Consider the following 24,888-nt stretch of genomic DNA (forward strand, 5'->3'; position numbering starts at 1 on the left):
TCAATCCTCCGCATCGTAAGATTTCAATCGCTTGCGACATAGGTCTATTACTTCGTCAGGTGTTTTTGCCGTTTTCTTTTCTGCCCATAGGATTACGATTATTGCATCCGTGTCTATGCGGTAAAATAAGCGCCAGTTTTTGTTTTCGTCCCGAATTCGAAGCTCATGGCAGTGAGCTCCTATGGAAGGCATCGGACGGCTTTGTGGTAGCGACAAAGTTATCCCCGACTGCAGCAACCGTAGTAAATATCCTGTTTCTATCCTCGCTTTTTGAGATAGTGGTGGCGTTTGTGGTTGCTCATGCAACCAGACTATAGGTTTGTGTTTCGGACTCATAAAATATATATCAGATTTGACATAATGTCAATAGTTGAAGGGTGAAAAATTCTCCTTATATATTTGCAAGAATTGTGCCAAGCCTGAAAACGTTGATTTTGAACGAAAAATGGCAATGGCGGATTTTGTAATTGGATGATTAATTGCTTAAATCAGTGATTAATCAGTAGGAATTTGAGGTGTGAAATTTTTTTTGAAGGCATAAATCGTATATTTAAAACATGTCTAAAAGGCTGGTTTTCATCTTGATTGCTCTGGTGGCGGTTGCTGCGGTGGCGGCAGTTTCCTCTGTGACGGGAATGTTCATGGATTTGCGTGATGGCCACGTCTACAAGACAGCCACAATCGGCTCGCAGACGTGGATGGCGGAGAACCTGAATTACGAAGCAGACTATAGCCGTTGCTATGGGGGCGATTATGCTGCTTGCGCCAGGGAAGGGCAGCTGTACGAATGGAAAAGTGCAATGATCGCATGTCCTGCGGGCTGGCATCTTCCGAGTAAAAGCGAATTTGAGACGTTGTTCGAAGCCGTGGGCGGGAAGTCGGTCGCAGGGAAAATGCTCAAGTCAAAACATGGTTGGCGCGACATGTCGGGCAAGGAATCGGCTGGCAACGGCACGGATGCGTTCTCGTTCTCTGCCAGTCCCGATATCAGGAGGAGCTGGGACGCGAACTTCTGGATTTCCGAGGGAGATGACAACTTTATATACTATGTAAGCCTGAGTTATTATAGCGACAGTGTGTTTATAAACTATGCAGGTAGCCTGCCGAGGATTAGCGATTCCTGGTATAACGTTCGCTGTGTCAAGGATGAATCTGCGGAGCCTTTTTCTTTCAAGAAAGACAAAGGGTTTGTCAAGTTTATTCCGGATTATATTATACCGGATTTCCGCAACGGGCATCTAAAGGATTATCGTGACGATATGACCTACAGGACGGTGACGATTGGCGACCAGACTTGGATGGCGGAAAACCTGAATTACGAGGCGGATGGTAGCGCTTGCTACGAGGATAGCACGAGTAATTGCGACAAGTACGGGCGCCTCTACACTTGGGGGGCGGCAAAAGACGCTTGCCCGTCAGGATGGCGCTTGCCGAAAATGAACGAATTCTTTACGTTGTTTGAAAATGTAGGTGGGACATCGACCGCTGCCAAAATGCTAAAATCCAGGACAGGATGGCATTGGCATGTTTGGGAAAGCGACCATTATGTGAGCACAAAACCGATAAGAACTAGAAGGAAAAGCATAATGACGGACGGCAATGGCATAGATGCATTTTCGTTTACCGCCTTGCCCGAAAGCGATCGCGGCGAGAATGTGTGCTTCTGGAGTTCTGACGGGATTGATCCTGAAAGCAAATTCAAGTATGCCATGACAATGGAGTTTATGATGGATGAGGCGAGCTACAACTCTTTCTATACCGAAGATGACCTCTTTTGGGGTCCGTATTGGTGTGCCGTCCGTTGCTTCAAGGACAAACCTGCTAAAAAGACCAAGGAACCGTCGCCTGCAAAAGTTGAAAATGCGGTAAAATTTAAGATGGATGATTTTAGACTTGTAACGGATTATAACGTGACGGATTATCGTAGCGGGATTATGACGGATGAACGTGACGGGCAAAAATACAGGACGGTTGTCATAGGCAAGCAGACGTGGATGGCGGAAAACCTGAATTACAGGACGGAAGGAAGCTATTGCTACGATGATGACGAACTGACCTGTTTCCAGTATGGACGCCTTTATAAATGGGAGCCAGCAACGGATGCCTGCCCAGCCGGTTGGCATCTGCCGAGCTATAAGGAAATTCTGGACTTGAAAATAGAACTGAGCCATGAAGTGTACAATGATTCGGTTTCCGCCGACATGCTCAAATCCAGGACGGGATGGAAAAGTGTGGTCGACTCGTCGGGACCGATGTGCAAGATTCTTTTGAGGTGCGGAAGCGAACGGAAGGGAACGGATTTGTTCGGGTTCTCTGTGCTACCGACGGGATTCAGGGTGAGCGACAGACAATATAGTAGTAAGGAAATTCTTAATCTTCTGAGAGAGATTCATTACTTGCAAAAGTATGAATCGAAAAAACATGGCGATTACCGAGGCGAGGGTGAACAGGCGCTTTTCTGGACGTCCTCGGAGGTGTTTATAAGCAGGAATAAAGGAGGAAAAGTGCATCTCGCCTCTTTTGAATACAAGTATGGCGGAATTGGCCTAGAATATGGCGATAAAGATAACGGCTATTCCGTCCGCTGCGTAAAGGATTAAATTATAACAACAAAGGGATGAAACGATGAAAAAACAAATGCTGATGATTGCGATGCTTGCTGTCGGGCTTTTTGTGTCTGCTGCGAATGCGCAGGTTTCCGAGGACATGATTAGGCTGGTCGGCAAGAGGGAGGTAACCCAGGATGACCTGCAGGGCTATTCAGCTGCGGACCTGAGAATCCTAAGAAACTCCATCTACGCCGTACATGGACGTATTTTCAAGAGCGACGACCTCAAGAATTACTTTAGTCGATTCTCCTGGTATAAGCCCAAATTCGCGAACGTCGATTCCAAGCTTACTCCGGTTGAAAAGAAAAACGTCGCGACAATCAAGGCGCTGGAAGACGCTGGCGGCGTACCTCAGGGTGGTGGCGCGCAGGGCGGGACTTTTAAGGATCCTCGCGACGGCAAAATATATAGAGTCGTAAAAATAGGCAATCAGACTTGGATGGCTCAAAACTTGAATTACAAGACAGGGGACAGCTACTGCTATGATGGCGATGATGTTAATTGCATCAAGTTCGGTCGATTGTACGCTTGGAAAGCTGCACTTAAGGCGTGCCCTACGGGTTGGCGCTTGCCCCGTGATAAAGAATTTGAGATGTTGATGAAGACCGTGGGTGGAAAACAGGATGAGGAAGCCGAAGGGGTTTGGTATGATGCAGGCGTAAAGCTCAAGTCAACCATTGGTTGGAATGAAAATGGCAACGGTGATGATGCTTTCGGGTTCTTGGTGCTCCCTGCCGGTAGCCGGAATGACGAAGGGCTTTCCAGCGGCATGGGCAATGACGCTTTCTTTTGGAGTTCTACTAAGATCGGTAGCAGCAACGCGATTGACATGTATCTGGGTTTCGACGATAACCATGCATATCTAAGTAACTACAGTAGGAAGCACGCCTTCTCTGTCCGTTGCGTAAAGGATTAAATTTGTAGCATGAAAGTTGCGCTTTTTGGTTCGACCGGCCTGATTGGAAAAAATGTCCTGAAACTCCTGGTGCGCCTTGACCAGGTGGAACGCGTGTATTGCCCGGTGCGTCGCGTGCCCGAACCCGCTGAAACGGGTATTTTAGAGGGTGCCGCGAAAATCGACTTCGACGTGGTCGACTTTGAACAGGTGGACAAGTTGCGCGAGAAGTTTGCGGGCCTCGACGCGGCGATATGCTGCCTCGGCACGACCATCAAGCAGGCGGGTAGCAAGCCTGCGCAGGAGAAAATCGATGTGAGGCTCCCGCTATCGCTTGCGGCCGTCGCGAAGAAGGCTGGCGTGAGGCATTTTTTGTGCGTGAGTGCGCAGGGCGCGAATTCGCATTCGCCGTTCTTCTATAACCGCCTGAAGGGCATGCTCGAGGAAGGTCTCACGATGATGAACTTCGAGGCGCTCACGCTCGTGCGCCCGTCGCTACTGCTCGGCAAGCACAAGGACAAGCGATTCGGTGAAGAACTGATGCAGAAGATTTTGGGCAAGCATCTCGCGATACTGCCGGCAAGAATCCGCCCGGTGTTCGCGGAAGCCGTCGCGGCTCATCTCGTGGCCTCGATGCTCAAGCCGCCTTTCGACCATGTGTGTGCAAGTGACGGCGTGAAGGGCAAGCGCATTATATACAACCGCGTGCTTTCGAGCACGAATGCAGAAGGGTTGTTCTAGCGGACCGCTTACTTGAATTTCCAGAACTTGTAAAGGTATTTGGCGGTCTGGACGGGCGTCTTGAGGAAGGCACTCTTCTTGTACCCGCTCAGGGCGAATCCCTGCAGTACCTTGTAGAGGTCAATCTGGTCTTCGCGATTGATGGCGAGCAGGAACCTGCGGAACTTGTACTCGAAATCATGCGTCTTGCCGAAGTACTCGTAGCAGCGCTTTTCGTACTGCTTGAGGAAGTTGCGGCTGAGTGCCGCGGCCTCTCCGGAGGTCGCCTTCAATCCCTGGTCCACGTATTCGGCACAGAAGCGGCCGGCCCTCATCGCGGCAGCGATGCCACCACCCGTGAGCGGGTTGGTGTGGTGGGCGGCGTCGCCCACGAGGGCCAGGCGGTCGAGCGTGTAGTCCTTGAGCGTGCTGGAAACAGGTACGAGCCCGCCTACGGTATGGTTGATTTTTGCCCCCGGGAAGAGCTTTTCGAGCCATTCCATCGTGATTTCGAGAATGTTGCCTGCATGCTTGCCCGCGGCGAGGAACCCTGCGCCGAAGTTCGTGACGTTCGACTTCTGCTTCGGGAAACTCCAGATGTAGCCGTCGTTGATAAAGTCGTGTCCCTGCCAGAAGGTGAGGTAGTCGGGTTTGGTCAAGAGCCCCTGCACCTGGATGTCAACACCCGTGCACGTCTCGCGCGGGTCCTGGACGCTTTTGAGGCCCACCATGCGCCCGATGCGGCTTTCCACGCCGTCGGCCGCGATGACCATCTTCGCAAAAATTTCCTGCGTGCCCGTCTCGGTCACGCTACCGTCGCCGTTGCCTTTCCCAAGCACGACGCGCACCATGCGGGTATCGCCCTCGACATCGCCCACGAATTTGGCACGTGCGCAGGTCTCTACCTGGGCGCCGTCGTCGGCAGCAAGCTTTGCGAGCCACGGGTCAAAGATTTCGCGGTTGAGCATGATGCCCGTGTTCGGTTTCGGGACTTCGATGTTCACGCCGTTCGGGCCGTAAATGTAAAGCCCGTTGATGATGCTCTCGATGCAGCTCTCGTCGATGGGGCCGTATGTCTGGAGGTCGGCCAGCGTGGTGCTCGCCTCCCCGCACCGTACCGGGAAGCCGATGCGTTCGCGCTTCTCGAGGAGCAGTACCTTGTGCCCCGCCCGTGCTAAGTTCCTTGCGGCAACGGAGCCGCCGGGCCCGGCACCTATCACCACGACATCGTAACGGGAATCAAGCATCGTCCACCTCCGTAATCGTGAGCGCACCGACGGGGCACGCCTTCACGCAGATGCCGCAGCGCACGCATTTTTCGGAATCGATCTGCAGGTCGAGCCCGAACATGTCGAGCGCCATCTTGGGGCACACGCCAACGCAGCCCGCGCAGGCGAGGCAGATCTTACGGTCGTGAACGAGTTTTTTCATCTCTCCTAATATAACAAATTCTGCATCTCGTAGAACGCCATGAGCCATGCCTGGAGGCGGGTCCAGTCCTTGTCTTCGTCCCTGCGGATGCTGTCGTTGAAGTAATAGACGATGAAATCTTCAAGATGCTCGTCGCCTACCTGAATATAGCGGAGGTCCTTGTCAAAATTTTCGGCTAGTTTCAGGTCCGTGTCGCGGATGGTCTCGCCGTCTATCGCGATAGTCAGGTGCTTCTCGTGGATGACGAGCGAAACATGGTGACGATCCCCGTCGAGAACCTTAGCCTTACCGTAAATGGCATTATCGCTGGAGTCGGTGTCGATTCCGTTTTGGATTGTAGTGCAGATGAACTGGGCGTCCTTCTCGCACTGGGCAATCTTGAATCCCAGGGAATCCGTCCCTGCGGAGAAAATTTCAATGCGGTCGGAATTGTCGGTGGAGTCGACTGCCCCGGCGTCCAATTCAATCCAGAAACTTACTGCAAAGCTGGGTGTATGGAGGACGAATGTGGAGTCGAAGAACGAAGTGTGCGGCTCGATCTCGGAATATAGGTGCCGTATGTTGTTCCATTGCTTGTAGGGATATTCATGCTGGACCAAAAGCCAGTGGGCATCCTGTTCTTTTGTGCCAACAGAATCGAACATCGCCCAGTATTTCTTCTCGGCGGACTTGTCCTGTTCTGCGGTGAAGAGGTCAACGGTGCTGCCCCATCCATCGATAAGCAGGTCGAAATCCTTGTCCTTGGGGGCATAAACGGGGACGATGAGATTGTTCAGGGTCGGTTCCAGGCCTGCAGAATCCAGGAGGGCCTTTGCATTTTGGGGAATGGAGATGCTCAGGGCTTCGACGGAGGTACCCCACAGGGCTACAATCCCCGACCAGAAAAGGGTGTCTCCGGGGAGGATTCTTTTTGAATCATCGACAAATGGTGACGTGTGTGCCGTATCGTTTCTCCAGACGGTGTATTTGCGGACAAGGCCTGCGGGCATATTGCGGACGGTCATGTACCCGTTTTCGATGTCCTTCTCCGAGGTCGCTGCGCAGACGAAGGTGCCGTGGAAGCAGATGGAGTCGATATCGCTGAAGGCCCCTTGCAAGTAGATCTGTACGAATGCGGGTGCGCCTACTTCGATTTCGAAGTGGACGGTATCGGGCCACCCCGTATCCCAGGTGGAGTTGTAGTAGTCTTCAAAGCCGAGCAGGGTGTCCGATTCCGGGGCTGCCTTGGCGAGTACCCTGAAGTAGTGGCGGTCGCCCTCCGACTTCATGAAGAAGGTTCCGTCGTCTGCCGTTTCGGTCGAATCCATCGCGTAGGTGTGGTAGTCTACCGTATCGACGCCTGTCAGGTACACGCGCGCCCTTGCGAGGGGCTTGCCCTCGGTGTCGGTAATGATGCCTGCAATCGTCTTTCCCGATTCGGTTTCGGTCAGGACGCCCGCGGTATCTTCGCCGTTGCTGCACGCCATAAACAGCGACAGCAGTGCCGCCGCGCTAAAAAAGGAAATTTTATTTACTCCAATCATCCCTACTCCAAATTCGAAAACAGGTGGATGTTCATCTGGTAGACGCCGTCGGCATGCTCCTTGTCCTCGCCGATGATGCGCCTTGCCTTCGCCTTGAATTCCTGCAGTTCGGCCTCGAGCTTCTTGTACGCCTCGCTCGAGATGCTGAACGTGAGAGTGCTCATGACGGTCGGCTTCTTGGGCGGCGTGATGAGCGCCTGTTTCGAGAGCTCGAAACACTGCAACTGGTACTGCTTGATGAGTTCCGCGTTGTTGTACGGCCCGCTGCTGATGCTTTCCTTGGTGGGTTTCCAGAAGCCTTCTTCGTTCTTGCGGGCAAGCCCGAGGCGTTCCAGCAGGGCGAGCGAATCCTTCAGCTTGCCGAGCGGGACCTTCGGGAAAATCCTCTTCTGCACGGGCGCCATGTCGTCGCCCACGTCCATCGCGTCCAATATGGCGAAGAGCGCGCTGTGGTACCAGCGGCTATAATATTCGTAGGCGTCTTCATTTAATATATGCTGCGGGTTCGGGTGCAGTTTCAGCAGTTCCTGCATCGCGGCGTTGCGGGCGGCATCGTTTTTCGCCTGGTCGAATTCCACCATCGTTTCGAAGTACTTCGCCTCTTTCTTGTCGAGTTCGAGAACCTCGATGAACTTTGCCACCATGCGGGGGCTGACCTTCTTGCCCCTGAGGACATCGGCGAAGTAGCTGCGGCTCTTCTCGAGCCCGAGCAGGTTGCAGATTTCGGTACGCGTAAAGCCGGGTTCCGCCTTGGTGCGGGCGGTCTGGTATTCTTCCAGGAACTTGCGGAAGTGCGTAAACTGGTATATGTCTAGGTACTGGTTCATAGCTTTTGGGCCCGGTGTGGGCGCTTCCTATAATATAGATAAAAAACTTCAAAAATGAGAACTTTTTTGAGAACAAAAGGGGAAAGAGGCGTAGAAAGGCTTCCGGAATGCGCATCTCCTTGATACTCTTTGAGATAAAAGAAAAATAAAAGATTCCCGTAAAGAACAAAGATGCTCCATTCGGGCGGAAAATTCCGCCCATAAAGGCGATTTTTCTATCTTTTGGCGCGAATTTTATGAGGTAATCCTTATGGGTAATGAGGCAGAAAAGCCGAGTATCATTACGTCCTCGCTTGACTTCTTGGTCAACTGGGGCCGAACCAATTCCCTGTGGCCGTTCCCCTACGGTACGGCTTGTTGTGCAATCGAGTTCATGAGTACGGAAGTGGGCCGCTACGACCTCTCGCGTATCGGGTCTGAGTATGTGCGTTTTACGCCGCGTCAGTCCGATGTGCTTTTGGTCTCGGGTACGATCACCTACAAGCAGGCCCCGATCCTGAAGCGTATCTACGAGCAGATGGCCGAACCGCGCTGGGTTATCGCGATGGGAGCGTGCGCCTGCTCGGGCGGCTTTTACGACTGCTACTGCACGGTTCCGGGCATTGACCACATTATCCCGGTGGACGTGTATATCGGTGGCTGCCCCAGCCGTCCGGAAGCGTTCTTCGATGCGATGTTCGACCTGCAGAAGAAGATCAAGGACGAATCTTACATGAAGCAGCGTGCCGAACAGGTGAAGGACCAGCTCGAAATGATCAAGGCGAAGACTGCCGAAGCCAAGGCCAATGCGAAGGCCTTTGCCCAGGAGAAGGTTACCGACATCAAGGACTTCGTCGTTGAAAAAGAACAGAACATTGTTAAGAAAGCCCAGTTCTGGAAGGAGTAGAAGATAATGACTGCTGAAGAAATCTTCTCTTGCCTGGAAGAAAAGTTCGGCGCGAAACGCGAAACTCTCGACAAGTGGAGCGTGACTGCCGTGCTGAGCGCCACCTACCTGCGCAATGCGGTTGAATTCCTGAGGGATGGTGACGCCGCGAAGTTCGAGATGCTCGTGGATATCGCGGGCATCGACTACCTGACCTACCCGAACCACGAGGGCCCGCGCTTTGCGGTGGCCTATGCGCTCAAGAGCATTTCGAACCCGGGACTCCGCATCCGTCTGAAGGTGCTGGTCGGGGAGGATAACCTCAAGGTCCCGACCATTAGTGACCTGTATGCGAACGCCAACTGGTACGAACGTGAAGTCTACGACCAGTTCGGAATCGTGTTCGAGGGCCACCCGGACCTCCGCCGCCTGTTGAACCACGTTGAATTTGTCGGTCACCCGCTCCGCAAGGACTACCCGGCCCAGAAGCGCCAGTGGCTCTCCACCAACGACTACCTGCTCCCGGAACTTGAAAAGCGCCTGCAGGACCTTGGCTACAGGGTCATCCAGCGCAGCAAGGAAGTGGAGACAAACGATAACGAATTCTTGGAAGGGAGTATCAAGGAATGATTGTACTGGATAAGAATGGCGATAAGCTGAACCTGATGCCCCTGAACGTGGGCCCGAGCCACCCGGCCACTCACGGCTGCTTGCGCTTTTTGGCCGCGATGGACGGCGAGACGATTGTCGCGAGCGTAGAAGAAATCGGATACCTGCACCGCGGGTTCGAGAAGATGGTGGAACGCGGCACCTGGCAGCAGGTGGTCCCGTATACCGACCGCCTCAACTACTGCTCGGCCATCATGAACAACATCGCGTACTGCCGTGCGGTAGAGAACATGTTCGGCGTAGAAATCACGGAACGTTGCAAGGTGCTCCGCGTAATTGTAAATGAGCTCAGCCGTATCAACGACCACTTCGTGTGCGTCGCGGCGGCCTTCCAGGATTTGGGTGGAACGACTCCGTTCATGTACGCCTTTAACCCCCGCGAAGAAATCATGTGCATCTGGGAAAAGCTCACGGGTGCGCGCCTCACGAACAGCTACGCCCGCATTGGCGGCCTCTACCGCGACAGCTACGATGGATTTGAAAACGATGTGCTTGCGGCCCTTGGTTCTGTCGAGAAGGCCCTGAAGGACCTGCACGCATGCCTTGACCGTAACCGCATCTTCCTCGACCGTACGGTGGGAATCGGCAAGATTTCTGCAGAACGCGCCATCAGCTACGGCTGGACGGGCCCGTGCCTGCGCGCCTCGGGTGTCGCATCTGACCTGCGCAAGGATGAACCCTACTACGATTACGAAACCTACGACTGGGAAGTCGTGGTTGGCACGCAGGGCGACTGCAACGACCGCCTCCAGGTGCGTCTCGCTGAAATCGAGGAATCCGTGAAGATCGTGCGCCAGGCCCTGAAGCGCCTTACGCCAGGGCCGGTCGACATCGTCGACCCACGCATTCGCGTGCCGGCGCACAAGCTCGCCTACCAGGATATGGAAGGCCTCATCGGGCGCTTCAAGAGCGTGTACGAAGGCATCCGCGTCCCCGAGGGAGAATACTACTGCGGAAGCGAGTGCGCGAACGGCGAACTCGGCTTCACGATTGTTTCTGACGGCAGCGGCCATCCGTACCGCATCAAGGTGCGCCCACCCTGCCTCACGCAGTTTGCCGCATTCCACGAACTTGTGGAAGGTGGCCAGCTTGCCGACTCCATGGCCGTACTTTCGGGCCTCAACATTATCGCTGGAGAACTTGACCGATGAGAGAACATATTCAAGGTGCAGTCCAGTTCGTTTCGAACAACCGTTTAAAGTTCGACCGTCCCGCGCAGCCCATCGAGGCCCTGCCGGATCCCGGCCAGACGTTCGGTTATGTAAACAAGGAAGTTCCGCAACCCTCCCCGAAGGAAGTGCTCGCAAAGCTTGAGACTCCTGAAATCAAGGAACGTTGCGCTGACCTGCTTAGCCGCTATCCGGTGGGCCAGGGAGCCCTCCTCGAAGTGCTGTGGCTCGTGCAGGGCGTGTTCGGCTGGGTGCCGCGCGAAGGCATCCGTTGGGCGGCCAAGGTTTGCGGTTGCGCGCCGGCCCATGCGCTCGGTGTCGCGACCTTCTACACCATGTATAACCACGCGCCGAAGGGCAAGTTCCTGCTGCAGTTCTGCCGCAACATCAGCTGCACCATCAAGGGTGCGCCGGCTCTGATCGCGCACGTGGAAAAGTCCCTGAACATCAAGACGGGCGAAACGACGCCGGACGGCCTCTTCACGCTTTTGCAGGTGGAATGCCTCGGTAGCTGCGGCAACGGCCCGATGATGCTCGTGAACGACGACTTCGCGACCGACGTGGAAAACGACCAGCTGGTGATGAAGCCGGGGACGACGCTTACCGAAGAAAGCATTGCCCGCATCCTCAAGTGGTGCTATGCCCACGAAGACAACGTCCCGAAGCACGATGTTCTCGGTGGAATCGTGAAGGGCCACGGCGGCCACCCCGGCGCTCCGGGTGCTACGGCCAAGCCGCAGGTCGCCGACTACGCTCCGCCCTCTCCGGTTTTGAACGTGAAGGCCGAAGCCGACGAAAACGGCGCCACTCTCACCTGGAAGGGCGCTCCCGAATTCACGAAGATTGTGGTCGAAAAGAAGAACGGCTCCAAGTGGGACGTCGTTGGCGAACCCGGCGTGAAGGACAAGGCTTTTGTGGATGCTGCCGGCAAGGTCGGCGACGTGTACCGCATGATTGCAACTTCCGGTGAACGCACGGCGAAACCTTCTAACGAGGCCGTCACCACCCAGAAGCCGGCTCCGGTCGAGGAGGCTAAGTAATTATGGCTGAATGTGTAAAAGTTTGTACGCAGAATTTTGGCAAGGGTGCCCAGGACATCGAAGTCTACAAGAAACTGGGCGGCTATGCGAATATTTCTGAACGCCTGTTCAACATGAGCCAGTTCGAGCTCATCGACTACGTGCAGCGTTCTAACCTCCGCGGCCGTGGCGGTGCAGGCTTCCCGACGGGCATGAAGTGGAGCTTCGTTCCCCGCAATTCCGGCAAGCCCGTGTATATCGTGGTGAACGCCGACGAAGGCGAAGGCGGAACGTTCAAGGACCACTTCTTGATGATGGAAGATCCGCACCGCTTGATCGAAGGCCTGATTATTGCAGCTTGGGCTCTCGGTAGCCGTGCTGCCTACATCTACTGCCGCGGCGAGTTCCTGCCCTGCATCGAGAGCATCAACAAGGCGCTGAACCAGGCATACGCTGCCGGCTACCTCGGCGAAAATATCATGGGCACCAAGTTCTGCTTCGATATCTTCGTGCATCGCGGCGCCGGCGCCTACATCTGCGGTGAAGAAACTGCTCTTATCAACTCGCTTGAAGGCCAGAAGGGCCAGCCCCGCCTGAAGCCGCCTTTCCCGGCGGTGAGCGGCGCCTGGAAGTCCCCGACCTGCGTGAACAACGTGGAGACCATCATGGCGCTCCCGTGGATTCTGCAGCACGACCCGAGCGAATACGCCAAGATGGGTACGCCCCGTGCCGGCGGTACGAAGGTGTTCTGCATCAGTGGCGACGTGAAGAATCCGGGCGTGTACGAGGCTCCTCTCGGAACCCCGATGATGACGATGATTAACGAATATGCCGGTGGCGTCGTGGGCGGAAAGCTCAAGGCCGTGCTGCCGGGCGGTTCCTCGTGCGCTCCCTTGACTGCCGAAGAAGCGGCGGTCGCGACGATGGATTACGAATGCCTCGCCTCGATGAAGACGATGTTCGGTTCGGGCGCCATGATCGTGATCAACGATACCCACAACATGGTGGACCTCTTGAACTGCCTCGGCAACTTCTATAGTCACGAATCTTGCGGCCAGTGCACTCCGTGCCGCGAAGGTACGGGTCTTCTGCACCGCATGCTGAATCTGATTGCCGAAGGCAAGGGCCACGACGGCGACGTGGAACTGATGCAGAGCCTCTGCGGCGGTTTTGGCGGCGTGACGATTTGCCCGCTGTCCATTTCGCTTGGCGGCCCCGTTTCGAGCTACACGGCGAAGTTCCGTGCGGACTTCGATGAATATATCGCAAAGAACCCCGACCACGCCAAGCCGCGTGTTCAGGAAACCTATCGTCCTGGAATTTTCTGGTAATAATATGAGTAACTACTACAACATGCCGAAACTCCCGACCGAGAACAGCCCGAAGGTGGAAATCTTCGTGGACGACAAGCCGGTGATGGTTCCTGGCGATACGAACCTCCTCGAGGCCCTCAAGGCCGTCGGGATTGAAACACCCCACGTATGTTACCATCCTTACCTCCCGGTATCGGGTAACTGCCGCCAGTGCCTGGTGGAACAGGAAGGTCCCCGCGGCCGCATGCTCGTGATTGCCTGCTACACGCCGGTTGCCCCGGGCATGAAAATCTACACGCCTGCCTCCAGCGCCCGCGTGAAGAACGCCCGCAAGGCCACCCAGGAATTCATGCTGGTGAACCACCCGCTCGATTGCCCCATCTGCGACAAGGCCGGTGAATGCACCCTGCAGGAAAACTACATGGAAGCGGGCCAGAACGAATCCCGCATGCGTCCCGAATACGGCAAGAACTACCACGGCAATCCGGCGCACCAGTTCATTGATGCCAAGGGCCAGCTCCGTGGCGGCAAGCATGTGGACTTGGGCCCCCGTGTGTTGCTCGACGAAGAACGCTGCGTGCAGTGCGACCGCTGCGTGCGCTTTATGCGTAGCATCGCAGGTTCGGAACAGCTGCAGCTCGCCGGCCGTGCCGACCACACCTACATCACCACGTTCCCGGGCGAAAAGCTCGACCACGAATACGACCTGTGCGTGACGGACGTGTGCCCGGTGGGCGCCATGACTGCGAAGTACTTCCGCTTTCAGAAGCGTGTCTGGCTGCTTTCCCACACGCCGACCATCTCGATGGACGATTCCCTCGGCGCGAACATCTGGCTTGACCATGCCGATGGCCGCATTTACCGCGTGATGCCGCGCTGCAACCCCGAAGTGAACCGCAGCTGGCTTTCGAACACGAGCCGCCTTGCGTTCCAGCAGTTCGACAAGAACCGCTTGCCGGCGATGGGCTTCCGCGTGATTCAGGAAGTCATTTCTGAAACCAAGTCTGTCGGGGGCAAGGTCGCCCTCGTCGCGGGTGGCGCCTGCACCATCGAGGATTTGGCTGCGCTCCGCATGCTCAAGGATTCCTTGGGCGACTCTGCCGAACTTTTCGGCGGGACCTTCAAGAAGGTCGGTGCCCCCGACGGCATCGCCATGAGCGGTGACCCGATGGCGAACCGCATGGGCTTCAAGCTGATGGGCGTGCCCGATGACAACCTTGCCGATCTCGTGAAGCGCGCCGGTGAATTCAAGGTGCTCGTGACCGTGAACGCGGACCTCTTCGGTGAAGATGCCGCCGCGGCTTCTGCCTTGGAAAAGATTCCGAGCCGCATCGCGCTCTCGGCATTCAACGATGCGACCGCCGCGAAGGCGACTCTCGCATTCGGCATCCGCCACTGGAGCGAAATTCAGGGATCGATGGTGAATAGCCTGAACATCCTCCAGAAGCTGAATGCATGTCCGGTCTGCCCCGACGAAAAACTCCGCCCGGCCTACGAGGTGCTCTCGGAGCTTGCCGGAGCAAAGTTCGGCTGCGCATCCGAGGCCTTCAGACAGGCTGGCGCATACGCCCCGGCCCTCTCCGGCCTTACCTACGATTCTATCAAGAGCACAGGCAATCTCCTCGAAGGAGGTAACGCATAATGGATATTATCGAATCCAAAACCTGGGTGGAATGGCTCATCACGATTGCGAAGTTCGCCTTCTGCTTCGTGCCGGTCCTCTACATCCTGTTGCTGATTCCTATGGAACGCCGTGGCGCCGGCTTCATGCAGGACCGCCAGGGACCTAACCGTTCCTACATCAAGATTCCCTACTTCGGAAAGATCCGTCTGTTCGGCTACGTGCAGAACATGTGCGACGGTACCAAGCTGTTCTTCAAGGAAATGTTCGCCCCCGCGGGCGTGAATAAGGTGCTCTACTACGTGGCTCCGGCAATCCCGTTCGCCATCGTGTTCCTCTCACCCTGCGTGATTCCCTGGTTCGGCCCGATGGTGTTCGAATGGGGCGGCAAGATGGTCCGCATCCCGGGATCCATCATCGATTCCGACGTGGGCGTGCTCCTGCTGTTCGGTTTCAGCTCGCTTTCCGCGTTCGGCGCCGTATTGGCCGGTTGGGCGTCCAAGTCCAAGTACAGCTTCCTCGGTGCGCTGCGTACGAGTTCCATGACCATCAGTTACGAAGTGTGCCTCGGCCTTTCGATGATGGGCATCCTGCTCCTCGCGGGTTCCTTCAACCTGACCGATATCGTGACCTGGCAGGAACACCACGTGTGGGGCATTGTCGCCCAGCCGGTGGCGTTCTTCTGCTTCCTCATCGCGAGCATCGCTGAAACCGGCCGTGCCCCGTTCGACGTGGCCGAAGGCGAGCCCGAACTTGTCGCCGGCTACCATACGGAATATGGTGCCATGCAGTTCGGCCTCTTCTACATGGGCGAATACTCGCACATCTGCATCAACAGCTTCCTTATCGCGACGCTCTTCCTGGGCGGCTACGCGGTTCCGTTCGTGACGACCGAGACGATGCAGGCCCACATGGGCGGCTCGCTTGCGGTGCTCTGCGGCATCCTCGCGTTCCTCGCTCTCGCGTTCCTCCACATGCTTCACCGCTACTCGAAGAAGCTTGCCGCTACGACCCAGACTCACCGCTTCGAGGTGCTCCGCGAATACAAGCTCTACAATATCATTGCGTGGGCTGCCGTTGCGGTGTTCGTCATCCTCGGCGTCTGCGCCTGGTTCTTCTACAATCCGGCGAACATGGTCGTGAATGGTGTTGCCGTGGGCAGCCTCGCGACGGCTCTCGGTACGGCGCTCATCCACCTGCTCGTGCTCGTGGTGAAGAGCGTCATGTTCTGCTGGGTGTGGATCTGGGTGCGCTGGACTCTTCCGCGCTTCCGCTACGATCACGTGATGAACCTCGGCTGGAAGATTATCCTGAACATCGCCCTCATCAACCTCGTGGTGACTGCGGTCATCGCTAAACTCGTAGGGGGTAACTAATGCGTGTTATTAGACAGAAACCCATGACGTTGGGCGAACGCCTCTATATTTTCGAGGCCCTTCGCGGTCTGTGGACGACTCTCAAGCATGCCGCCCGCGGCCTGTTCCGCTATGAGACGCTTCCGACGATTTCGTATCCGGAAGGAAAGCCCGAAGTCCGCAATACTTACCGTGCCAAGCATCGCCTGATGCTTCGCCCCGATGGCACCCCGCGCTGTGTCGCTTGCGGCATGTGCGCAGCGGCCTGCCCCGCGCACTGCATCTTTATCGAGGCTACGGCCAGTGACGACCCGCGTATCGAGAAGCGCGTGATGCGTTTCGATATCGACCACCTCACTTGCGTGTTCTGTGGTCTCTGCGCCGAAGCTTGCCCGGTGGATGCGCTCCGCATGGATACGAAGGAAATGGTCTTTGAACACCGCAACCGCGATGACTTTGTCGCCCACCTCTACGATCTCACCAACTGGGATCCGAAGGATTATCCGGACGACGAACAGAGTCAGGTGGCTCCCGGTGGAACCAAGAATGCCGAGGCCCTCAGGGTCTGGGGAATGGAGGTTAAGTAATGCTTGCCCTTATTTATTTCATCATTCTCGCGGTGATTGCTCTCGGTGCTGCTACCTGCGTACTGCTGAGCCGTCATCCTCTTTACGGGGCGCTTTCGCTCGTCGTTTCCATGGTGTCGCTCGCCGGCATCTACGGCCTTCTCGGTAGCCCCTTCCTCGGGGTCGTGCAGGTTATGGTTTACGCCGGCGCCATCATGATGCTCGTGACGTTTGTCATCATGGTGCTGAACGGTGCCCGCGATTCCCGGACGCCGATGTTCGACAAGGTGTCGCTCTTCATCATCCCCGCGGTCCTCGTGCTTGCGGCGCTCGTGGGTGTGGCTCTTGTCCGTGCCCCGCTCGGCTTCGATGCTGCGACAATCCGCGGCTCCGTGGCGGTGACGTCGGAAACTCTCTTTGACGTGGCCCAGGGCGGCCCGGGTTACTTTATCCTGTTCGAGGTGCTTGGCCTGCTCCTGCTCTCTGCTATGGTGGCGGCCGTGCTCATGGCCAAGAAGCGCCTCGGTTCTGTGGATTCTGAAAACGTGGAGGAAAAACACTGATGGAACTCCAACCCATTTTCATTCAGATTCTTGCCTTGGCAATCTTTGCCGTCGGCATCATTGTTGCCATCTCGCGTCGCAACCTGTTCTTCGTGCTGATGGGCATTGAACTTGCCTTGAACGCCGTGAATCTCTCGTTCGTGGGGTTCGCGAAGACGCTTCCTGCCGAAGCGAGCCTTACGGGCCAGATTGTGCCTCTGTTCTCCATCGCCATTGCGGCTGCCGAAGCGTGCGTGGGTTTTGCGATGGTCATCCTGATCTTCCGCAACCGCGAAAGCGTCGATGCGGATTCCTATTCCAACATGAGGGGCTAAGCGATGACAAATTTACCTTTGTGGCTCATTCCCCTGTTCCCCCTGCTGGGAACGATTCTCCTCGGTACGATTGCTGTCGTTTCTTCCGGTAGCAAGAAGGGCGCAGCCGAAAACATCGTGGGTGGACTTGCCGTCATTTTCCCGGCCATGTCCTTTGCCTGCGTGACGGTCCTGGCCTGTGGAATGCCGGAATCCGGAATCCGTGAAACCCTCTGCAACTGGATCGATTTCCCGCTTCTGCATGTGGATATCGGATTCCTGTTCGATGGGCTTTCCCGCATCATGCTCCTGTTCGTCACAGGAATCGGAACGCTTATCGCGCTCTACTCTATCGGCTACATGCATGGCGACCGCGGCTTCGCACGTTTCTTCGCCTACATCAACCTGTTCCTGTTCAGCATGATCGTGCTTGTGCTTTCGGACAACCTCCTCCTCACGTTCTTCGGTTGGGAAGGTGTGGGTCTCTGCTCTTACCTGCTCATCGGCTTCTGGAACAAGGACCTCAAGAACTGCAAGGCGGCGAACAAGGCGTTCATCGTGAACCGCGTGGGCGACATTGGATTCCTTCTCGGAATGCTTTGCCTCCTCTCTATTGGCGGTGCCGCGGTCCTCAACTACGACATTTTCAACCAGTTCATGCAGATGATTCTGAACGGCGGCCATCTTGACCTGGTGTTCACGCTTCTCACCTTGACGGGTGTGTTGTTCTTCGTGGGATGCACCGGCAAGTCCGCGCAGATTCCGCTCCTGACCTGGCTTCCTGACGCCATGGCGGGTCCGACTCCCGTGTCCGCGCTCATCCACGCGGCGACGATGGTCACGAGCGGTGTGTACCTGGTGGCGCGCATGGGCAAGATGTTCTGCATGCTGCCCGAGGTTTTGCTCCTCATTGCGTTTGTCGGTATGTTCACTGCGCTCTGGGCTGCCATTACGGGCCTCTTCCAGAACGACATCAAGAAGGTGCTTGCCTACTCGACAATCAGCCAGCTCGGCTACATGTTCATGGCGGCGGGCGTCTGCGCGTTCGATGCCTCCATCTTCCACGTGTTTACGCACGCCTTCTTCAAGGCAGCGCTCTTCCTTGGCGCGGGTGCGGTTATCCACTCGCTGGCCGGGGAACAGGATATGCGCAAGATGGGCGGCCTCCTGAAAAAGACCCCGGTCACGGCTTGCGTCATGATTTTTGCGTTCTTCGCGATTGTCGGGTTCCCGGGTTTCGCTGGCTTCTGGTCCAAGGACCTGATTCTCGAAAAACTCGTTTCTAACGGCCCTGTCATTGCGATGCCTTTTGCTCTCGGCGGCTCGGTGAACGTGCCTGTCGGAATGATTCTCTATGTGGTTGGCCTTGCGACGGCCGTTATCACGGCGGTCTACATGGGACGTCTCATTATCATGACCTTCTTCGGTGAATACCGCGGAAGCAAGGAGAGCGAGGCCCATATCCATGAGGCTCCGGCCGTGATGCTCATCCCGATGGTCGTGCTCACGTTCGGTTCCATCTTCGCGGGCTACCTCTGGGCGGACATGATCGGCATTACGTTCTTCAAGGATTCCCTCGCTGCGGCCCTGGGTGGTGCCGAGGCGGTTGGCGAAGGCATCCTGTCGGCGCATCACGTGAACCCGGTGCTGTTCGCGGTACTCGGCACGCTGGCTGCCCTACTGGGTATGTTTATCGCCTGGCGCGTCTATGCGAACAAGAAAATTCCGACCCCCAAGGATTCGGGTGCTCCGGAAGGTTCTGCGGCGGCATGGACGTTCGTGTGGGACTACATCCATGTTGGATTTGTTTTCCCGGTGCGTGTGATTGCCTGGATTTGCGATGTCGTTGTCGACAAGTTCCTGCAGGCGTTCCAGTGGACGCTTGGTGCAATCGGGGAAATCCTCGGTGATGGCGCGAGTACTTTCCAGGTCCGCAGGGTGCGTCTCCAGCTTGCGCTCAGCATTACGGGGGTCGCGCTGATTGTGCTCGTCGCCCTGTTTGCCGAAGGCATCGTCGGTATTCCGGACTTTGTCTTTAAACTCATCGATAGTGTAAAATCTCTTCTCGGGAGGGTAATCTAATGCTTTTACATCTCCTCGTCTTTGCGCCGTTCGTTGCGGCCATCCTGATGGTTCTCAACTCCAAGGAGGATTTCAAGGCCTCGACGCACATGGCGATTCTTTTTGGGATTGTTTTTGCCGGCATGTCGGTTGCGCTGGTCGCTAATGGCAACATGGCGACGACCCCTGTCGAGTGGTTCCATATTCCGGGTTGCAAGGGCCCTGCCTACTACTATCTCTATAGCCATGGCCTGGGCGCCTGGATGGTGTTCCTGTCTTGCGGGCTTTCGCTGGTCGCCCTTATCTCGGCGCGCGGACACCTGGACAAGAACTACCGCAACTTCGCTATCGGCATTTTCGCGCTCATGGGTGCGATGAACGGAACGTTCCTCGCTGCCGACGCGGTGCTGTTCTTCTTCTTCTTCGAGGCCATGGTGATTCCCGCGGCGCTTCTCATTGCGGGCTTCGGTGGCGAAAAGCGGAAGCAGGCTGCAATGACGTTCGCGATTTACACGCTGGTGGGTTCTGCCCCGATGATGGTCGCTCTCTGGTACCTATTGACCATTGCCGACAATTCGCTGGTGCTTTCTATCGTGCTCGCGGTCCAGACGATGCCCCAGAGCGCACAGCTGCTTGTGTTCTTGAGCTTCCTGCTCGCATTCCTTGTGAAGACTCCGATTTTCCCGTTCCACGGCTGGCAAGCGATAACGTATTCCGAAGCTCCGGCTCCGCTTTCGGCTATCCTTACTGGCGCGATGAGCAAGGCGGGCGTTTTCGGTTTTATCGCCTGGATGCTCCCGATCTTTACGCTTGATGTGCCACAGATTATGACGGTCCTGTGGCTTGGCCTTATAACCGCGATTTACGGGGCGCTCATGGCGCTCCGCGCGACTGACGGCAAGAAACTGCTCGCCTACAGTTCCATGAGCCATTTGGGCATCGCGGTTGCTGGCGTATTCAGCTTCTCCGAGTCGATGCTTACGGCTGTCCTCGTGCTCCTGGTGGCGCATGGCATTTCTGCCGGTGTTCAGTACTTCTTGCTCGGGGTTGCCGAACGCATGACGGGGACTCGCAATATCGAGGAAATGGGCGGACTTTCGCATACGAATCCTGTGTTCGGATTCCTCTTTGGCGCTGCGGGCGTCCTGGCCCTCGCGGTTCCCGGTACGGCCGGGTTCATCGGGGAATTTGGCGTCCTCCTTTCTGTTTGGGACATGAACCCGTTCTGTGCTGGCGTCGTGGGCTTCTGCATGATTCTCTCGGCGGCCTACATGCTGCGCTTTATCCAGAAGGTCATTTTTGGAACGCCTGCCCGCGAATACAAGGAAGGCCCGCGTGCGAGCGCGCTTGAAGGTTTTGCCTATGGCGTGATGCTCCTGCTCCTCCTGGTGTTTGGTTTCCATCCTGCTTTCGTGACGAACGCTCTGCATGATCTCAACGATTCCACGGAACAGACGGCGGCCATTGACGAAGAAGCCGCTGTCGATGAGGCTTTGCCCGATGCGCTTCCTGTCGAGGATGAAGAAACTGTGGAGGCGGAACCCCTCGAATCGCACATCGCGACTTCTGCCGACGTGGCGCAGCTCGATTCTTCGCTGACAGCAGCCGGATTCTCCGAAGAGGAGAAGAAGGAACTGATCCGTCAGGTAATCGAAACCGAGGCCAATATGGCGAAGGCGACCGCAGCCGCTCTCGAAAAAGAACAATCTGCTCAACCGACCGTAAAGGACGAGGAGGCTTCCAATGACTAGTCTTGTGATGTTTATGCCGGTAATCGTAGTGGCGCTTGGCGCGCTGGTCTCGCTTGCCGCAGAACCGTTCCTGAACGACGAAAGCAAGCACAAGGTCCTTCCGTGGGTTGCTGCGGTGTTTGTCGCGCTTGGCATGGCGGCGTTTGCCTTGGTGAAGGTGGATTGCGTCTACGATCTGTTCGCGGTGGACCCGGTCCGTCGCTTGCTCGGTGTCTCTGTCCTCCTTTGCGCCTTGCTCGGCATTGGCGGACTCCAGTGGATGCTCGGCCGCGAGAAGATGAAGGGTGGTGAAGCCTACGGGCTCATGCTTCTCGCTTCTTGCGGTGCCCTGCTCATGACGCAGGCGATAGACTTCCTTTCCCTCTTCATTGCCATGGAACTCACGAGTTTCCCGGTCTATGCCCTTGTCGGCATTCGCCGTAAAGACCAGAATGCGGGTGAAGGCGTGTTCAAGTATTTTGTTTCGGGCTCCATATTCAGCGCCTTCTTCCTTTACGGGGTGGCCTTGATTTATGGCGCTACGGGTAGTACGCACATGTTCTCTGCAGTGCTTGAAGGCCGTGGCTCGATTTATGCGGTGGGTATCCTGCTTGTCGTGTTCGGTCTCCTGTTCAAGGCAGGCGCCGCCCCGGTACATTTCTGGGTGGCCGATGTCTATACGGGTGCATCCGTTGCCGTGACTGGCTTCATGGCTGCTGTCGTGAAGGTGGGTGCGTTAGCGGCTCTCGGCTCTGTATGGGTGGGAATCCTCGCGACCCGTGCCGGAGCTCCTGCTGCATGGAACCTTGCAGAACCGGTGAAGTTTGCATCCCAGTCTCCCGCACTTTATTACGTTGTCCTGGTTGTCGCTATTCTCTCGATGGTGATTGGCGCCTTCAGTGGCCTTGCCCAGAAATCCATCCGTCGAATTCTTGCGTTCTCTGCCGTGATGAACGCGGGCTTCATTGTGATTGGCCTCCTGCTTCCGAACTACCTCAAGGAAGGCTCCGTGCAGCTTGGCTCCATGTTCTTCTTCCTGGTGACTTACGCCATCGCAAGTGCGGGCGCCCTGACGGGAATTGCCTACCTTGCCGGTAAAGAAGACAAGAACGAGAACCTGGAAGACATTCAGGGTGTCGGCCGTCGCCGTCCGTTCGTTGCGCTCGGTGTTGCGGTCTGTCTTGCTAGCCTTGCCGGACTTCCGCCTGTCGCGGGCTTCCTCGCGAAGTTTGCTCTGTTCGCAGGAGCCTTCTCTGCGGGAATGACGGCTACGGCCATCTTTGGCTTTGGCCTTTCGCTCGTGGCGGCGGTTTACTACCTTCGAATCGCCTATGTGCTGTTTGCTCCCCGCAAGGAACCTTGCCAGTGCAAGTGCTGCTGCCAGACGGATCCCCATTATGGCTATATGCTCAAGTTTACCGTATCGCTTGCTGCTCTTGCCCTGCTTGCGATGAGCGTGCTTCCGGCATCTGCCCTCATCGGCTAGTCTTTAGAGGATAAATCTAAAAGGGAATGCCCTGCCGGATTCGGCGGGGCTCCTTTTTTTATCTATCTTGTTGCACAAGAAAGGGGTTTGCGAAGATGATTTGTCCGGAGTGCGGTGAAAGGTACAATTATTACGAGCCGCTGTGCCCGTGGTGCGGTGCGGCAAAGCCCGTAGAAAAAGAGAAGCCTGACGAGGGGGCGGAACCTTCCGGTTCTCAAATTGAAAATGCCCCGGAGAAGGAAGTATTCTTTACGTATAACAGCAAGAGGAAGCATGCCGGGAAATTAAAGATTATTTTCCGGCACATCGTTGCGATAATCTGCATACTGATTTCTATTTCTTTTGGATTTATCATCTGGGATGCGTTTGATTCTCGTGGCGTTACCTTGTCTGTATCCTTCTTTGTTGGTGCCGTAATGATTTTCTGGGATGCCTTTTATTCTGCAAATGTCGTGCGAAAAATAGAATGCCACAAGGATGAATTCGTGCTGTACGGCTGCTATGATAGGGTTACCCTCCCGTTCGACAAGGTGGATATGCAGAAAAGGAGAATCAGGTGGGCTGGCCGTCGAGTCCTTGTTTTCCGCATGAACGAGGGAATTTTCTTCGTCGACGAACACGATTTCCCCGAAGTTGCCGAAACGATGGACAAACTTTACTTTGGAGAGGAATGAATTATTTAAATTTGTGTGAAAAAGATCCCCGGTCGAGCCGGGGATGACAAGGAAGGTTCACTTATGGATAAGATTTATCGTTCGGGTATCGGTTTTGACGTTCACAAGTTGGTGGAAGGCCGCAAGTGCATCATTGGCGGGGTGGATATCCCGTACGAGAAGGGCCTCTTGGGCCATAGCGATGCCGACGTGTTGCTGCATGCGATAAGCGATGCCCTGCTGGGTGCCGCGGGCCTCGGCGATATCGGCACGTACTTCCCGGATACGGACCCCGCCTTCAAGGGAGCCGACAGCCTGGAACTGTTGCGCAAGGTGGGCGAGGAAGTCCGCAAAGCCGGCTACGAGATTGTCAATATCGACAGCATCGTGATGTGCGAACGCCCGAAGGTGAACCCGCACAAGGACGCCATGAAGGCAAACATCGCCCGTGTACTTGGGATTGACGTAATACAGGTTGGCATCAAGGGCACCACGACCGAAAAGCTCGGGTTTACGGGCAGGGGCGAGGGCGTTGCCAGCCAGGCTGTCGCGATGGTAAGAAGTCTGTAATTATTCCGGTAGCTTTCATGGTTATCATCCCCCGGTCCAATGTGACTGGGGAATTTTTACTATTTGGAATCGGTCATATTTTTTCTATATTTACGCTAGCTCTAAAATAAACAATTCACCGCCATGAGCCCGAACTAGCTGAAAGGCAGCGACGATGATCCGGTAGTGGCGTTCCGTAGGAATGTCCTATGACACTTATGATTCTCAAAATGATTGGTTGCCTTGCGCTGCTCATGTTCGGCATGAAGACGATGAGCGAAGGCTTGCAGAAACTCACCGGCGGGCACCTCCGCGCAGTCCTTGGCACCATGACCAAGCACCGTATCGGAGGCCTCCTCACAGGCATGTTCGTCACGGCCTCGGTGCAGTCTTCTACCGCTACGACCGTTCTTACCGTAAGCTTCGTTAATGCTGGCCTGCTCACATTGAGTCAGGCCATTCCTGTTATTATGGGCGCGAACATCGGTACCACGGCCACGGCTTGGATCATGTCCATATTCGGGTTCCAGTTCAACATGAGCTCGGTGGTGTGGCCCTTCTTCGCCCTCGGCATCATCCTTTCTTACACCAAGAAGAACTCGACCAAGAGCCTGGGCGAATTCGTGTTCGGTTTCGCGTTCATGTTCCTGGGCCTTACCACGCTTCGCGAAAATGCGGTGGCGATGGACCTGGCCCATAACCAGACGGTCATCAACTTCTTTGCGACGACCGGCGGTTGGGGCATCTTCAGCACGCTCCTCTTCCTGTTGCTGGGGAGCATCCTTACGATGTGCGTGCAGTCGTCTGCCGCCATCATGGCGATTACGCTCTTGCTCTGCAGTAGCGGCGTGCTCCCGATTTACCAGGGCATTGCGCTCGTGATGGGCGAAAACATCGGTACCACGGTGACGTCGAACCTTGCGGCCCTTTCGGCAAGTACGCAGGCGAGGCGCGCGGCCTTGGCGCACATG

23 protein-coding genes and 1 pseudogene are annotated in these 24,888 nt (G+C 55.9%); 19 read left to right on the top strand and 5 right to left on the bottom strand.

The genetic code is table 11. The annotated features are described in order from the left end of the window. Positions 1 to 336, bottom strand: a complete 336-nt coding sequence (locus B4B27_RS14665) for a type II toxin-antitoxin system RelE/ParE family toxin (RefSeq protein ID WP_072808556.1) — start codon at positions 334 to 336, stop codon at positions 1 to 3. A 221-nt stretch (positions 337 to 557) separates the two neighbouring features. Here B4B27_RS14665 and B4B27_RS10775 point away from each other — a divergent pair, with 221 nt between their 5' ends. Genes B4B27_RS10775 through B4B27_RS10785 form a run of 3 tightly spaced genes read left to right on the top strand, consistent with a single transcriptional unit; the run spans position 558 to position 4,245 of the window. Continuing rightward, complete coding sequence (locus B4B27_RS10775) at positions 558 to 2,600, top strand: FISUMP domain-containing protein (RefSeq protein ID WP_290726367.1); 2,043 nt, start codon at positions 558 to 560, stop codon at positions 2,598 to 2,600. A 25-nt stretch (positions 2,601 to 2,625) separates the two neighbouring features. Continuing rightward, complete coding sequence (locus B4B27_RS10780) at positions 2,626 to 3,525, top strand: FISUMP domain-containing protein (protein WP_290726368.1); 900 nt, start codon at positions 2,626 to 2,628, stop codon at positions 3,523 to 3,525. Positions 3,526 to 3,534: 9 nt separating this feature from the next. Next, positions 3,535 to 4,245, top strand: coding sequence for an NAD(P)H-binding protein (locus B4B27_RS10785; protein ID WP_290726370.1), 711 nt, complete (start codon positions 3,535 to 3,537; stop codon positions 4,243 to 4,245). Positions 4,246 to 4,253: 8 nt separating this feature from the next. Here B4B27_RS10785 and B4B27_RS10790 read toward each other — a convergent pair whose 3' ends face one another. From B4B27_RS10790 to B4B27_RS10805, 4 genes are read right to left on the bottom strand one after another with little or no spacing between them, the layout of a single operon-like run. After that, positions 4,254 to 5,471, bottom strand: a complete 1,218-nt coding sequence (locus tag B4B27_RS10790; protein ID WP_290726372.1) for a geranylgeranyl reductase family protein — start codon at positions 5,469 to 5,471, stop codon at positions 4,254 to 4,256. Next, on the bottom strand, positions 5,464 to 5,655 hold the full coding sequence (locus tag B4B27_RS10795; protein WP_290726374.1) for a 4Fe-4S binding protein: 192 nt from the start codon (positions 5,653 to 5,655) through the stop codon (positions 5,464 to 5,466). The genes B4B27_RS10790 and B4B27_RS10795 overlap by 8 nt, the downstream gene beginning before the upstream one ends. A gap of 5 nt (positions 5,656 to 5,660) precedes the next feature. Continuing rightward, positions 5,661 to 7,178, bottom strand: a complete 1,518-nt coding sequence (locus B4B27_RS10800; RefSeq protein ID WP_290726376.1) for a carboxypeptidase-like regulatory domain-containing protein — start codon at positions 7,176 to 7,178, stop codon at positions 5,661 to 5,663. A gap of 2 nt (positions 7,179 to 7,180) precedes the next feature. Further along, complete coding sequence (locus B4B27_RS10805; protein WP_290726378.1) at positions 7,181 to 8,005, bottom strand: TIGR02147 family protein; 825 nt, start codon at positions 8,003 to 8,005, stop codon at positions 7,181 to 7,183. Between the two features lie 250 nt (positions 8,006 to 8,255). Between B4B27_RS10805 and B4B27_RS10810 the strand changes: the two are divergent. The 16 genes and pseudogenes from B4B27_RS10810 to B4B27_RS10885 all read left to right on the top strand — a co-directional run. Then, positions 8,256 to 8,756 (top strand): annotated as a pseudogene (locus tag B4B27_RS10810) (NADH-quinone oxidoreductase subunit B); the annotation flags it as partial. A gap of 141 nt (positions 8,757 to 8,897) precedes the next feature. Continuing rightward, positions 8,898 to 9,500, top strand: coding sequence for an NADH-quinone oxidoreductase subunit C (locus B4B27_RS10815; protein ID WP_290726381.1), 603 nt, complete (start codon positions 8,898 to 8,900; stop codon positions 9,498 to 9,500). After that, positions 9,497 to 10,690: an NADH-quinone oxidoreductase subunit D gene (locus B4B27_RS10820; RefSeq protein WP_290726383.1), complete on the top strand. Its 1,194-nt coding sequence runs from the start codon at positions 9,497 to 9,499 to the stop codon at positions 10,688 to 10,690. The genes B4B27_RS10815 and B4B27_RS10820 overlap by 4 nt, the downstream gene beginning before the upstream one ends. Beyond that, positions 10,687 to 11,748, top strand: coding sequence for a complex I 24 kDa subunit family protein (locus tag B4B27_RS10825; protein ID WP_173382707.1), 1,062 nt, complete (start codon positions 10,687 to 10,689; stop codon positions 11,746 to 11,748). The genes B4B27_RS10820 and B4B27_RS10825 overlap by 4 nt, the downstream gene beginning before the upstream one ends. Positions 11,749 to 11,750: 2 nt before the next feature. Next, the gene (gene nuoF / locus B4B27_RS10830; protein ID WP_290726386.1) at positions 11,751 to 13,058 is read left to right on the top strand and encodes an NADH-quinone oxidoreductase subunit NuoF; all 1,308 of its coding nucleotides are present in this window, start codon (positions 11,751 to 11,753) and stop codon (positions 13,056 to 13,058) included. Positions 13,059 to 13,062: 4 nt separating this feature from the next. Then, positions 13,063 to 14,682, top strand: coding sequence for a 2Fe-2S iron-sulfur cluster-binding protein (locus B4B27_RS10835; RefSeq protein ID WP_290726388.1), 1,620 nt, complete (start codon positions 13,063 to 13,065; stop codon positions 14,680 to 14,682). Then, positions 14,682 to 16,037, top strand: a complete 1,356-nt coding sequence (locus tag B4B27_RS10840; protein WP_290726390.1) for a complex I subunit 1/NuoH family protein — start codon at positions 14,682 to 14,684, stop codon at positions 16,035 to 16,037. The genes B4B27_RS10835 and B4B27_RS10840 overlap by 1 nt, the downstream gene beginning before the upstream one ends. Beyond that, a complete protein-coding gene (locus B4B27_RS10845) occupies positions 16,037 to 16,603 on the top strand; it encodes a NuoI/complex I 23 kDa subunit family protein (protein ID WP_290726392.1) in 567 nt (188 codons plus the stop codon). The genes B4B27_RS10840 and B4B27_RS10845 overlap by 1 nt, the downstream gene beginning before the upstream one ends. Further along, positions 16,603 to 17,145 (top strand): NADH-quinone oxidoreductase subunit J, encoded by a 543-nt coding sequence (locus tag B4B27_RS10850; RefSeq protein WP_290726394.1) that lies wholly within the window; start codon positions 16,603 to 16,605, stop codon positions 17,143 to 17,145. Before B4B27_RS10845 ends, B4B27_RS10850 begins: the two co-directional genes overlap by 1 nt. Continuing rightward, on the top strand, positions 17,145 to 17,459 hold the full coding sequence (nuoK, locus tag B4B27_RS10855) for an NADH-quinone oxidoreductase subunit NuoK (RefSeq protein WP_173366211.1): 315 nt from the start codon (positions 17,145 to 17,147) through the stop codon (positions 17,457 to 17,459). Before B4B27_RS10850 ends, nuoK begins: the two co-directional genes overlap by 1 nt. Positions 17,460 to 17,462: 3 nt before the next feature. Continuing rightward, positions 17,463 to 19,520, top strand: coding sequence for an NADH-quinone oxidoreductase subunit L (nuoL, locus tag B4B27_RS10860; RefSeq protein WP_290726397.1), 2,058 nt, complete (start codon positions 17,463 to 17,465; stop codon positions 19,518 to 19,520). Beyond that, positions 19,520 to 21,250 (top strand): complex I subunit 4 family protein, encoded by a 1,731-nt coding sequence (locus tag B4B27_RS10865; RefSeq protein ID WP_290726399.1) that lies wholly within the window; start codon positions 19,520 to 19,522, stop codon positions 21,248 to 21,250. The genes nuoL and B4B27_RS10865 overlap by 1 nt, the downstream gene beginning before the upstream one ends. Then, a complete protein-coding gene (locus B4B27_RS10870; protein ID WP_173382699.1) occupies positions 21,243 to 22,715 on the top strand; it encodes an NADH-quinone oxidoreductase subunit N in 1,473 nt (490 codons plus the stop codon). Before B4B27_RS10865 ends, B4B27_RS10870 begins: the two co-directional genes overlap by 8 nt. A 95-nt stretch (positions 22,716 to 22,810) precedes the next feature. Beyond that, the gene (locus tag B4B27_RS10875) at positions 22,811 to 23,389 is read left to right on the top strand and encodes a hypothetical protein (RefSeq protein ID WP_290726402.1); all 579 of its coding nucleotides are present in this window, start codon (positions 22,811 to 22,813) and stop codon (positions 23,387 to 23,389) included. Between the two features lie 63 nt (positions 23,390 to 23,452). Next, the gene (ispF, locus tag B4B27_RS10880) at positions 23,453 to 23,938 is read left to right on the top strand and encodes a 2-C-methyl-D-erythritol 2,4-cyclodiphosphate synthase (protein ID WP_290726404.1); all 486 of its coding nucleotides are present in this window, start codon (positions 23,453 to 23,455) and stop codon (positions 23,936 to 23,938) included. Positions 23,939 to 24,126: 188 nt separating this feature from the next. After that, positions 24,127 to 24,888, top strand: a 762-nt coding sequence (locus B4B27_RS10885) for a Na/Pi cotransporter family protein (protein ID WP_290726406.1), incomplete at its 3' end; no start/stop codon positions are given.

It is taken from the genome of Fibrobacter sp. UBA2449 (assembly GCF_002342555.1).
Taxonomy (GTDB): domain Bacteria; phylum Fibrobacterota; class Fibrobacteria; order Fibrobacterales; family Fibrobacteraceae; genus Fibrobacter.

Excerpts from the sequence above, each read along its gene's own strand:
- B4B27_RS10825 (WP_173382707.1), top strand. The coding sequence starts at position 10,687 with ATGAGAGAACATATTCAAGGTGCAGTCCAGTTCGTTTCGAACAACCGT.
- B4B27_RS10805 (WP_290726378.1), bottom strand. The coding sequence starts at position 8,005 with ATGAACCAGTACCTAGACATATACCAGTTTACGCACTTCCGCAAGTTC.
- B4B27_RS10820 (WP_290726383.1), top strand. The coding sequence starts at position 9,497 with ATGATTGTACTGGATAAGAATGGCGATAAGCTGAACCTGATGCCCCTG.
- B4B27_RS10785 (WP_290726370.1), top strand. The coding sequence starts at position 3,535 with ATGAAAGTTGCGCTTTTTGGTTCGACCGGCCTGATTGGAAAAAATGTC.
- B4B27_RS10780 (WP_290726368.1), top strand. The coding sequence starts at position 2,626 with ATGAAAAAACAAATGCTGATGATTGCGATGCTTGCTGTCGGGCTTTTT.
- B4B27_RS10850 (WP_290726394.1), top strand. The coding sequence starts at position 16,603 with ATGCTTGCCCTTATTTATTTCATCATTCTCGCGGTGATTGCTCTCGGT.
- B4B27_RS10845 (WP_290726392.1), top strand. The coding sequence starts at position 16,037 with ATGCGTGTTATTAGACAGAAACCCATGACGTTGGGCGAACGCCTCTAT.
- B4B27_RS10870 (WP_173382699.1), top strand. The coding sequence starts at position 21,243 with ATGACTAGTCTTGTGATGTTTATGCCGGTAATCGTAGTGGCGCTTGGC.
- B4B27_RS10815 (WP_290726381.1), top strand. The coding sequence starts at position 8,898 with ATGACTGCTGAAGAAATCTTCTCTTGCCTGGAAGAAAAGTTCGGCGCG.
- B4B27_RS10800 (WP_290726376.1), bottom strand. The coding sequence starts at position 7,178 with ATGATTGGAGTAAATAAAATTTCCTTTTTTAGCGCGGCGGCACTGCTG.
- B4B27_RS14665 (WP_072808556.1), bottom strand. The coding sequence starts at position 336 with ATGAGTCCGAAACACAAACCTATAGTCTGGTTGCATGAGCAACCACAA.
- B4B27_RS10865 (WP_290726399.1), top strand. The coding sequence starts at position 19,520 with ATGCTTTTACATCTCCTCGTCTTTGCGCCGTTCGTTGCGGCCATCCTG.
- B4B27_RS10875 (WP_290726402.1), top strand. The coding sequence starts at position 22,811 with ATGATTTGTCCGGAGTGCGGTGAAAGGTACAATTATTACGAGCCGCTG.
- B4B27_RS10775 (WP_290726367.1), top strand. The coding sequence starts at position 558 with ATGTCTAAAAGGCTGGTTTTCATCTTGATTGCTCTGGTGGCGGTTGCT.
- ispF (WP_290726404.1), top strand. The coding sequence starts at position 23,453 with ATGGATAAGATTTATCGTTCGGGTATCGGTTTTGACGTTCACAAGTTG.
- B4B27_RS10835 (WP_290726388.1), top strand. The coding sequence starts at position 13,063 with ATGAGTAACTACTACAACATGCCGAAACTCCCGACCGAGAACAGCCCG.
- nuoF (WP_290726386.1), top strand. The coding sequence starts at position 11,751 with ATGGCTGAATGTGTAAAAGTTTGTACGCAGAATTTTGGCAAGGGTGCC.
- B4B27_RS10790 (WP_290726372.1), bottom strand. The coding sequence starts at position 5,471 with ATGCTTGATTCCCGTTACGATGTCGTGGTGATAGGTGCCGGGCCCGGC.
- nuoL (WP_290726397.1), top strand. The coding sequence starts at position 17,463 with ATGACAAATTTACCTTTGTGGCTCATTCCCCTGTTCCCCCTGCTGGGA.
- nuoK (WP_173366211.1), top strand. The coding sequence starts at position 17,145 with ATGGAACTCCAACCCATTTTCATTCAGATTCTTGCCTTGGCAATCTTT.
- B4B27_RS10795 (WP_290726374.1), bottom strand. The coding sequence starts at position 5,655 with ATGAAAAAACTCGTTCACGACCGTAAGATCTGCCTCGCCTGCGCGGGC.
- B4B27_RS10840 (WP_290726390.1), top strand. The coding sequence starts at position 14,682 with ATGGATATTATCGAATCCAAAACCTGGGTGGAATGGCTCATCACGATT.